This window comes from Vibrio sp. 05-20-BW147 (genome assembly GCF_013369385.1).
Lineage (GTDB): Bacteria > Pseudomonadota > Gammaproteobacteria > Enterobacterales > Vibrionaceae > Vibrio > Vibrio floridensis.
The window spans coordinates 1-610 of record NZ_SZTO01000090.1; the positions used below are offsets into that span (position 1 = coordinate 1).

Annotated in this window: 1 protein-coding gene; it reads right to left on the minus strand. The window is 34.1% G+C overall.

Going from position 1 to position 610, the window contains the following annotated elements; all coding sequences use genetic code 11:
• Positions 1 to 610 (minus strand): hypothetical protein (locus FC652_RS20495; protein WP_217904692.1); only part of this gene is annotated, 610 nt, incomplete at both ends.

The window sequence follows — 610 nt, forward strand, 5'->3', positions numbered from 1 at the left end:
TCTCATAGACTATGTATTCAATATTTATATATATAATCGCAAAGATCAGAAATATAACAGCGAGAATTAGCCAGAATAAAAGAATTGACTTAAATTTATATATATATACCAGCCACATCATAAAAAAGGAAATTAACATGGCAGCCAGAGGAGTCGTTGACCCCGTCTTGAGCAACATAAAAACAGCTAAACACAACAATATCCTATAAAAATTATTCCTAAATGCCAGAGGAAATAAAAAGCATATTAATATTGCCATTATTTGACCTAATGCATTTTTAAAACCGTAAACGCCCTGCCACAAACCAACGTGAGATGGGACTATATCACCACTATCCACCCCAATATGAGGCAAAAACAATACAAAGAAATAGCTAGAAAACATCCCTATTAGCAAGGCAATTATTAGTGGCTTATCACTATTAGTGGTGTAACTATGATAGCTTGCCATTAACACAAAAAAAATCATACCAGCGAAAGCAAAAGAACGCCTGAGTGTTGTACCCGGATCTATAGACCATATAACACTCAAAAAACAAAGAATACAAAGTAATACTGGAATTGGACTATTAACAATCTGCCACTTTATATAGGGTGCTCTTTTGCGCAA